Consider the following 9222-nt stretch of genomic DNA (forward strand, 5'->3'; position numbering starts at 1 on the left):
GCCAGCGCCACGGTCGCCGCGCCCAGCCCGGCCGCGCCGCGGGCGCAGATTGATACCTGGGCGCCATCGCGCAGCAGCGCCCGGGCGATCGCCAGACCGATGCCGCGGCTGCCCCCGGCGATCAGGACACGCTGGCCGGAAGGGGAAGAGATCGGTTCCATCGGCGACTACCGGAAGCAGGGGAGGCCGCCATTATCCGGGGCCGGGCCGCGACGGGGGCATTGCCGGTGGTCGGGGAGCCGCGCCCTTCCCGGGTGCTTCATGCGCATCCCCGTGGAAGCGGTGACCGCTGGACCCCTCCACCGCCCACCAGCGTCTGACGCCACCGATGGGTTGCCCCCGCCGCTTCCAGCCGGTCGGCTGCGGTATCGACTAAGCCGGCTCCGCCCCCCGGGGTGCGGCGATTGCGGCTTGCCGGCGTTCGCCGGAGGGTCAGCTGCTTTCCGGTAGCTGGTGGCGGAAAAGTGGCGATGGGGCGCTCGGGTCTACGCCCGGATTGCGGTCGAAAAAAAGCCCGCCTTGCGGCGGGCCTTGGCGACACTCCGGCGGGGCTCAGTGGGCCCGGGCCAGATCGTCGATCATCGCGCGCAGGAAGCGCGCCGCTTCGCCGCCGGTGGCCGCGCGGTGGTCGAAGGTCACCGACAGCGGGATCACCTTGTGCGTTTCCACGCCGCCCATCACCGGGGTCAGCTGGAAGCGGGCACGGCCGGCGGCGACGATCGCCACGCACGGCGGCACCACCACCGGGGTGGCGTAGCGGCCGGCGAACATGCCGAAGTTGGACAGCGAGATGGTGTAGCCGCTCAGCTCGCTCGGCGCGATGGAACGGTCCTCGACCTGCTGGCGCAGACGGTTGATGCCTTCGCGCACGCCGCGGGCGTCGAGCATGTCGGCATTGCGCAGCGCCGGCACAAACAGGCCGTCGTCGGTGTCCACGGCGATGCCGATATCGACCTGCGCATGCAGGGTGCGGGTCAGCGCGTCGCCGTCAAACCAGGCGTTCATCGCCGGCACCGCCTGGCAGGCAGCCACGATCGCGCGCACCAGGCGCGAGGTCATGTCGTTGCCCGGCGCCCAGGCATGGATGTCGGCATCGTCGTTGAGCGTGGTCGGCACCACCTTGCTGTGCGCATCGGCCATGACCCGGGCCATGTTGCGGCGCACGCCCTTGAGCGGCTCCGGCTGGCCCTTGGCGATCACGCCCGGCGGGGCGGTGCGCATCGGCTTGCCGGCGGCCGACAGCGGGGTACGGGCTGCAGTTGCGCGAAGAGCGCCCTCACCCGGCGCGCTGTGCGCGCCGACCTCTCCCGCTTGCGGGAGAGGTGAATGGGTATGCATCGCTGCGGCAGGCGCTGAGCCCACGCGCGCAGTGCCATCGGCTGCAGCCTGCTTCACATCATTCATCGTCACCGCGCCATCGGCGCCGGTGGCGCGCACCCGGGTCAGGTCCACGCCCAGCTTGCGCGCCACCGCACGCACTGCCGGCATCGCCTTGACGCCACCGACGGCCACGGCCTGTTCGGTATGCACCGCGTTGGAGCTTTGCATCGCCCCGACCACGGTGCCTTCGTCCTCACGCTCGGCCGCTGCGGCTGCCGGGGCCGGTGTGGCCACGGGCGCGGGCGCAGGCGCTTCGGCCGGGGCGCCATGGCTGTGACCGGTGTCCTGGCCGTCGGCGCGCTGCGGCAGATTCGGGTCCAGCTCGACCTGCGCCAGCAGGTGCCCGGTGATCACGATGTCGCCGGCCGCGCCGGCCAGCTTCAGCACCTTGCCGGAGAACGGCGAGGGCACTTCGACCACCGCCTTGGCGGTCTCCATCGACACCAGCGGCTCATCCAGGCGGATCACGTCGCCTTCCTTGACGAACCATTCGACGATGGTCGCGTCCGGCAGGCCTTCGCCCAGGTCGGGCAGGTTGAAATTCTTGCTCTGGCTCATGTGCAGTTCTCTTCCAGCAATTCAAGGTCGTGGGCGGGCAGCCAGCCCTGCGTGCCGTTGGCACGCTCGGACCACCACCAGCCCCCATGTTCGTGATGCAGTTCCACCAGTTCGCCACTGTCCACGTCGAGCTCGCGCGCGGTGTAGTCGCGCAGCGCCTCGGCGCGGCCATTGTCCAGTACCCGCAACCAGGCCACCGGCGCCCAGCCGGCGCTGCCGTCGGCGGTGCGCACCCAGGCGAACGCGGGCCATTCCTCGTCGCGCACGCCCAGCTCGACCACCTGGCCGGCGTGGAAGTGGAGCGGGTGGCGGTACTGGCTGCGGTAGTTGCTCAGCAGTCGGGCCCGCATGTCAGCCCGCCGCCACCGCACGCCTGGCCGCCGTCACGATCCGCTCCACGCTCGGCAGGTACTTCATTTCCAGACGGAACAGCGGGATGTGGGTGTCGTAGCCGGTGACGCGTTCGACCGGCGCGAGCAGGTCGTAGATCGACTCCTCGGCCAGGCGCGCGGCGATCTCGGCACCGAAACCGGCGGTCTTGGGCGCCTCCTGCACGATCACGCAGCGGCCGGTCTTGGCCACCGATTCGGCGATGGTGGCGAAATCCAGCGGGCGCAGCGTGGCCACGTCGATCACTTCGGCGCTGATGCCTTCACCGGCCAGCTTGTCGGCCGCTTCCAGCGCTTCTTTCACCTGCGCACCCCAGGTCACCAGGGTCACGTCGGTGCCGTCACGCAGCACGAAGCACACGTCCAGTGGCAGCGCCTCGCCGTCGTTGGCGACCACTTCCTTGTACTGGCGATAGATGCGCTTGGGCTCCATGTAGATCACCGGATCCGGCTCGCGGATCGCGGCCAGCAGCAGGCCGTAGGCGCGCTGCGGGCTGGACGGCAGCACCACGCGCAGGCCCGGCACGTTGGTGAAGATCGCCTCGTTGGCTTCGCTGTGGTGTTCCGGCGCGCGGATGCCGCCACCCCACGGCACGCGCAGCACCATCGGGCAGTGCAGGCGGCCACGGGTGCGGTAACGCAGGCGTGCGGCGTGGCAGATGAGGTGGTCCACCATCGGGTAGACGAAGCCGTCGAACTGGGCTTCGGCCACCGGCTTCATGCCCTGCGCGGCCAGGCCGATGGTCAGCCCGGCGATGGTGGTTTCATCCAGCGGGGTGTCCAGCACGCGCTGTGCACCGAAGCGCTGCTGCAGGCCGGCGGTGGCGCGGAACACGCCGCCGTTGACACCGACGTCCTCACCCAGCACCAGTACCGAGGGGTCGTGTTCCATTTCCCACGCCAGCGCCTGGGTCACGGCTTCGATCAGGGTGATGGGCGTTGCGGTCATGGGGTTTTCTCCGCGCGCGGTGGCTGCGCTGTGCGCCGTGCCATGGTCATGGCCGGCCGGGGATTCGGGAAGGTCACGCTGGATCTCATCCATGGCGCTGCTCCAGGGCGATCGCTTCAGCGCGCTGGGCCAGCAGGTCCGGCGGCGGATCGGCATACAGGAAGTCGAACATCGCCTCCACCGGCTGCACCGGGGTGTTGAGGTAGCTGTTGACCTCCTCGTCCACGCGCACGCCGCATTCGGCGATCCAGTTCTTCTCTTCTTCTTCGCTCCACACGCCCTGCGCGGTGAGGTACTTGCGCAGGCGGAGCATCGGCTCGTTCTGCCACGCCGCCTTGACCTCGGCCTCGTCGCGGTAGCGGCGCGCGTCATCGGCGGTGGTGTGGTCGGACAGGCGATAGGTCAGCAGTTCCAGTACGGTGCCGCCGTCGCCGGCCAGTGCCCGCTCACGGGCCTGCAGCATCGCCGCCATCACCGCGATCAGGTCGTTGCCATCCACCTGCAGGCAGAACAGGCCACCGGCGATGCCCTTCTGCGCCAGCGTTTCGGCACCGGTCTGGGCCGAGCGCGGGACCGAAATCGCCCAGCCATTGTTGACCACGCACAGGATCAGCGGCAGCTTGTAGGCGCCGGCCGAATTGAGCGCGGCGTAGAAATCGGTCTTGGAGCTGCCCCCGTCGCCGCATACCGACACCGCCACCTGGTCGATGCCGCGCAGCTTGAACGACAGCGCCGCACCGGCCGCATGCAGGCACTGGGTGGAGATCGGCACGCAGATCGGGAAATCGCGCGCGGCGTCGCTGCTGCGGTCGTAATCGCTGCCGCGCTCGTCGCCGCCCCAGTACATCAGCACATCGCGCGGGCGCACGCCGCGCATGAACATCGCGCCGTACTCGCGGTAGCTGGGGGCGAACACGTCGCCGCTCTTCATGGCCGCGCCGATGCCGACGTGGGCCGCTTCGTGGCCCAGGCAGGAGGCGAACGTACCCAGCTTGCCGGTGCGTTGCAGGGCCACGGCCTTGGTGTCGAACACACGCACGGCCAGCATCTGCTTGAACATCGGCAGCAACGCGCGCGGGTCGCGCAGGGCTTCGGGAAGATCATTGCGGACCAAGGTGCCGTCGGCACCCAGGTACTGCAGGTAATGGATTTCAAACTGGGCGGAAACCGTCATTGCAGCGACATCCTCGACAGATGGTTTCAAATGATAAGAATTGCCATGGTAAGGAACCCGGATGAAAAAGCCGTCCTGCGCCGCAGCACGATTTGTGGCCGATGCAGGCGGTGACCGCCCTTGCCGCCGTGGCAGCCCGATCAAAGCAAACGTATTCAGCCGCGGCCGCGCGGTTCTGGACGACATCGCTGCCGGCCAGTGCGGTGTGCCGCAGCGGTGCATCATCTGCGCGCAGTGCGCAGGCGTTTGCCACAGCGGCCGGGGCAGGCGCTGCGTTACCCTTTGCGACCCCTGAACCTGGCAAAGCCCATGACCGTAGAAAAGAACCAGCGCGAGCTGGAGGCCGGCATCCACACCGATCTGGAAGGCCGCCTCACCTACGGCGGCTACCTGCGGCTGGACCAGCTGCTGTCGGCGCAGCAGCCGCTGTCCAGCCCGCCGCATCACGACGAGATGCTGTTCATCATCCAGCACCAGACCTCCGAGCTGTGGCTGAAGCTGCTGGCGCACGAGCTGCGCGCGGCGATCGGCTTCCTGCAGCGCGACGAGGTCGGGCAGTGCCGCAAGGTGCTGGCGCGCAGCAAGCAGGTGCTGCGGCAGCTGACCGAACAGTGGTCGGTGCTGGAGACGCTGACCCCGTCCGAATACATGGGTTTCCGTGATGTGCTGGGCCCGTCCTCGGGTTTCCAGTCGCTGCAGTACCGCTACATCGAGTTCCTGCTGGGCAACAAGAACGCGGACATGCTGCGGGTGTTCGGCCATGATCCGGCCGGACAGGCGACGCTGCAGTCCGCCTTGGAAGCGCCGAGCCTGTACGAGGAATTTCTGCGCTACCTGGCGCGCTTCGGCCATGCCATCCCGGCGGCGTACGAGGGCCACGACTGGAGCCAGCCGCACACCAGCGATGCGACGTTGCGCCCGGTGTTCGAGCGCATCTACGAAAACACCGACCGCTACTGGCGCGAATACTCGCTGTGCGAGGACCTGGTGGATCTGGAAACGCAGTTCCAGCTGTGGCGTTTCCGGCACATGCGCACGGTGATGCGGATCATCGGCTTCAAGCGCGGCACCGGCGGCTCCAGTGGTGTCGGGTTCCTCAAGCAGGCGCTGGAGCTGACCTTCTTCCCGGAACTGTTCGAAGTGCGCACCAGCATCGGCATCGCCAAGCCGCAGTGAGTGCCGCATCGGCATCGGGCAACAGGAGCAGGACTTCCCGGCCGCCGCTGGGTCTGAACGGAGCCGAGCGATTCCTGCGCGGCCTCGCCAGCGTCATGGCCATGCCGGCCATTGCCCGCGGCACAGGGGGGCGGATCCCCTCCGGCCAGCGCACCGGGCGGGCCCGCAGGGCGGTGCGCCATGTTGCAGGGCAGCATCGCGGCCATGGCGGGGTGCTCCGCCTTTGTTGCGGCAGGCCCGGGCATCCGCGGCGCGCCCGTGACCGCTGCCCAAGGCCGCGTTTCCAGCCACATGCGGCCTGCGTGGACCCGCAATTCCGCCCCGGCGCCGGGGCGACGTGCGACCCTTCGCAATATGTCCTGCGGCATTGACGCCGGGCCGGGCGGTCGGTAATCCTCCCCCGGCCCCGGCACCTGCCGGGGATTCGTCTTTCATCGATCCGTTTCCAGGGGAATCCCGCATGAGCGCTGCCGCGCCCCATTCCGCAACAACCCCGGCGCCCTTGCCGGAGTTCAACAACCTTCTCGGCCATCCGCGTCCGCTGTGGATGCTGTTCATGACCGAGTTCTGGGAACGCTTCGCGTTCTACGGCATGCGCTGGGCGCTGGCGCTGTACATCGTGGCGCAGTTCTTCAACGGGGACGCCGCCGGTGAGGGTTCGGCCAGCAAGCTGTACGGCGCCTACCTGGCGCTGGTGTATGCGGCGGCGCTGTTCGGCGGCTACGTTGCCGACCGGGTGATCGGCTACCAGCGTTCGATCCTGCTGGGGGCGGTGGTGATGGCGGCCGGCCTGTTCATGGTGGTGGTGCCCGATGAAACGGTGTTCAAGATCGGCCTGGCCACGATCGTGGCCGGCAATGGCCTGTTCAAGCCCAACATCTCGACCATGGTCGGCCAGCTGTATGCCACCGGCGACGAGCGCCGCGACTCCGGCTTCACCCTGTTCTACATGGGGATCAATGCNTGGTCGGCCAGCTGTATGCCACCGGCGACGAGCGCCGCGACTCCGGCTTCACCCTGTTCTACATGGGGATCAATGCCGGCGCGCTGATCGCGCCGATCCTGACCGGTTGGCTGGCCGAGAACATGTTTGGCGGCTCCTCGCAGATGCCGGCCTACAAGGCGGTGTTCATCGCCTCGGGCGTGGGCATGCTGATCAGCCTGGTGTGGTTCTGGATCGGCCGTGGCCAGCTCAAGGGCATCGGCCGTCCGCTCACCGGTGGCGAAGGCATGGGCCGCGTGGTGCTGGTGGTGCTGGGCGTGCTGCTGGCGATCCCGGCGATCTATTTCCTGCTGACCATCGACGCCAACACCCTGCAGGTGCTGCTGACCATCCTGTTCGTGGCGCTGTGCGTGCTGATCCTGCGCGAAGGTTTCGCCAACGGGGCGGTGGCGCGTGACAAGGCGATCGCGATGCTGATCATCTTCGCCTTCAACGTGCTGTTCTGGATGTTCTTCGAACAGGCCGGCAGCTCGTTCAACTTCCTGGCGCAGAACATCGTCCAGCGCGATTTCGGCGGCTGGACGTTCCCGGTCGGCTGGTTCCAGTCGGTCAACTCGCTGGCCATCATCACCCTGGCGCCGGTCGTCGCCTGGATCTGGATCCGGCTGGGCCGGGCCAATCCGTCGATCCCGCGCAAGTTCGGCCTGGGCATCATCTTCAACGGCCTGGCGTTCCTGCTGCTGATGTTCGCGCTGTCCAGCCTGGTGGACCCGCAGAGCCTGAAGATCCCGTTCTGGACGCTGTTCATGGTGTACGTGATCCAGTCGGTGGGCGAGCTGTGCCTGTCGCCGATCGGGCTGTCGATGGTGACCAAGCTGGCGCCGATCCGCCTGATCGGCTTCGGCATGGGCGGCTGGTTCCTGTCCACGGCGATCGGCAACAACCTGTCGGGCATTTTCGCCAGCAGTGTCAGTGGCGAAGGCGGCATGACCGTGGCCTCGGCGCAGGCCGGCTACACCTTCGGGTTCTGGGTGCTGATCGGCGCCGGCGTGCTGCTGTTCCTGATCGCGCCGCTGATCCAGAAGCTGATGCACGGTGTGAAGTAAGGAGCCGGCGATGAAGCTTCTGTCCGGAATGGTTCCGCTGCTGCTGACCGCGGCCCTGGCCGGCTGCAATCCACCGCCGCCGGCGGCGCCGGAAAAGGCGCAGCCGCTGGACACGTCCGAGCAGAAGACCGCGGTGGCCGATGTCCGCGAGCCGGTGGTCTCCGGCAATACCCCGGCGGCGGCCGATATCGCCGCCATCGCCGCGCTCAACGCGCAGTTCGATCCGGCGCGTGATCCGGCCGCGGACCTGGAAATGGCCAAGGTCGAGGCGCAGCGCGGCGGCAAGCGCATCGTGCTCGATGTCGGCGGCGAATGGTGTTCGTGGTGCCACCTGCTCGATGCGTTCATGGAAGGTGATGCGGAGATCCGCCGGTTCCGCGACGCCAACTACGTGTGGATGAAGGTGAACTACTCCGAGGACAACGAGAACACCGCGTTCCTGTCCCGCTTTCCGGAGATCACCGGCTATCCACACCTGTTCGTGCTCGACGCCGATGGCCAGCTGTTGCACTCGCAGTTCACCGGCGAGCTGGAGAAGGGCAAGGGCTACGATCGTGGCAAGTTGTTCGCCTTCCTCAAGGCGTGGGCGCCGGGCTCCCCCTGAGCGGCTGCAACGCTTGAAAACGACGGCGCCGCAAGGCGCCGTTTTTCATGGGCGGCTTCATTTCGCGCTGCCCCGGCCGCTAACACCCCGGTAGGGCTGCGCGGCCGGTTGCGGTGGCGTGCCCCGACTCTCCGCCTGCCCGCCTGCGATGCCCATGACCGCCCAGGAAACCCCGTCTTCCGTCGTCGCCGAGCCGGCCGCGATCAGCCTGCCCACGGTCGAAGCGCTGCTCGATGAGAGCGCCGCGACCGCAGACCAGGCGCCGCCGCCGTACCGGTTGCCGCTGGCGGCGATGCCGGGCAACGTGCTGCTGCAATCGGCGGTGATGCGGCTGGTGGAGCAGAAGGAACGGCTCGACCAGCTGGCCCGCGACAGTGCCCTGGCCGCGTTGCTGCCGCCCGAATGGAGGGGCGCGCACGGTAGCGACCTGAAGGCGTTCGTGCGGTCGGTGGTGCCGTTCGTGCCGGAGGTGCTCAAGGCCGAAAGTGCCAGTGCGCGGGTACCGCTGAAGTTCCTGCTCGGCCAGTCGCAGCGCTGGGGCGTGGCCGATGTGCCCGAGCCGAAGTCGCTGAGCGTGTATCTGGCCAGCGACGAGCGCGGCAGCAGCGGCAACAAGGACCCGGCCGAGGTGATGCTGCTGGCACCACTGGGCGTGTGCTGGGCCCAGGAAGGCCGCAGCCGGGTCGGTTTCCTGCGCGCGATGGGCGTTGAATCGATGGCCGCCCGGGTCACCGCGCTGCCGTATCCGGCGCCGGCCCAGCTGGCGCTGTACCACGCCGCCAGCGCCGGTGTGGCGCAGATCTGGTGCGTGCTGGACCGGCGCAAGGTACGGCCACTGGTGGCGCCATGGCTGAGCGTGCCGCTGCTGACCGCCTACGGCGTCGCGGTGCCGCAGGCGTGGCCGGCGCAATGGCCGGCCATCGAGACGGTGGCCAGCGCGCTG

8 protein-coding genes and 1 pseudogene are annotated in these 9222 nt (G+C 68.5%); 4 read left to right on the forward strand and 5 right to left on the reverse strand.

Translation table 11 applies throughout. From position 1 onward, the window contains the following. The 5 genes from QZH66_RS14035 to pdhA form a co-directional block, all read right to left on the reverse strand. Positions 1 to 161 (reverse strand): SDR family NAD(P)-dependent oxidoreductase (locus QZH66_RS14035; RefSeq protein WP_305806567.1); only part of this gene is annotated, 161 nt, incomplete at its 3' end. 391 nt (positions 162 to 552) lie between these two features. Then, entirely contained in the window at positions 553 to 1938 is a 1386-nt protein-coding gene (locus tag QZH66_RS14040; protein ID WP_305806560.1) for a dihydrolipoamide acetyltransferase family protein, read from the reverse strand. Beyond that, the gene (locus QZH66_RS14045) at positions 1935 to 2288 is read right to left on the reverse strand and encodes an SH3 domain-containing protein (RefSeq protein ID WP_305806561.1); all 354 of its coding nucleotides are present in this window, start codon (positions 2286 to 2288) and stop codon (positions 1935 to 1937) included. The genes QZH66_RS14040 and QZH66_RS14045 overlap by 4 nt, the downstream gene beginning before the upstream one ends. 1 nt (position 2289) lies before the next feature. Continuing rightward, positions 2290 to 3369 (reverse strand): alpha-ketoacid dehydrogenase subunit beta, encoded by a 1080-nt coding sequence (locus tag QZH66_RS14050; RefSeq protein WP_305806562.1) that lies wholly within the window; start codon positions 3367 to 3369, stop codon positions 2290 to 2292. Further along, entirely contained in the window at positions 3362 to 4450 is a 1089-nt protein-coding gene (gene pdhA, locus QZH66_RS14055; protein ID WP_305806563.1) for a pyruvate dehydrogenase (acetyl-transferring) E1 component subunit alpha, read from the reverse strand. Before pdhA ends, QZH66_RS14050 begins: the two co-directional genes overlap by 8 nt. Before the next feature lie 309 nt (positions 4451 to 4759). Between pdhA and QZH66_RS14060 the strand changes: the two genes are divergently transcribed. The 4 genes and pseudogenes from QZH66_RS14060 to QZH66_RS14075 all read left to right on the forward strand — a co-directional run. Beyond that, on the forward strand, positions 4760 to 5626 hold the full coding sequence (locus QZH66_RS14060) for a tryptophan 2,3-dioxygenase family protein (protein WP_305806564.1): 867 nt from the start codon (positions 4760 to 4762) through the stop codon (positions 5624 to 5626). A gap of 460 nt (positions 5627 to 6086) precedes the next feature. Beyond that, positions 6087 to 7675: pseudogene (locus tag QZH66_RS14065) on the forward strand (oligopeptide:H+ symporter). 10 nt (positions 7676 to 7685) lie between these two features. Then, positions 7686 to 8279 carry a thioredoxin family protein gene (locus QZH66_RS14070; protein WP_305806565.1) on the forward strand — a complete coding sequence of 198 codons (594 nt, stop codon included), beginning with the start codon at positions 7686 to 7688 and terminating at the stop codon, positions 8277 to 8279. Positions 8280 to 8427: 148 nt separating this feature from the next. Next, positions 8428 to 9222: hypothetical protein (locus tag QZH66_RS14075; protein ID WP_305806566.1), on the forward strand; the 795-nt coding region annotated here is incomplete at its 3' end.

It is taken from the genome of Stenotrophomonas sp. YIM B06876 (genome assembly GCF_030711595.1).
Classification (GTDB): Bacteria; Pseudomonadota; Gammaproteobacteria; order Xanthomonadales; family Xanthomonadaceae; genus Stenotrophomonas.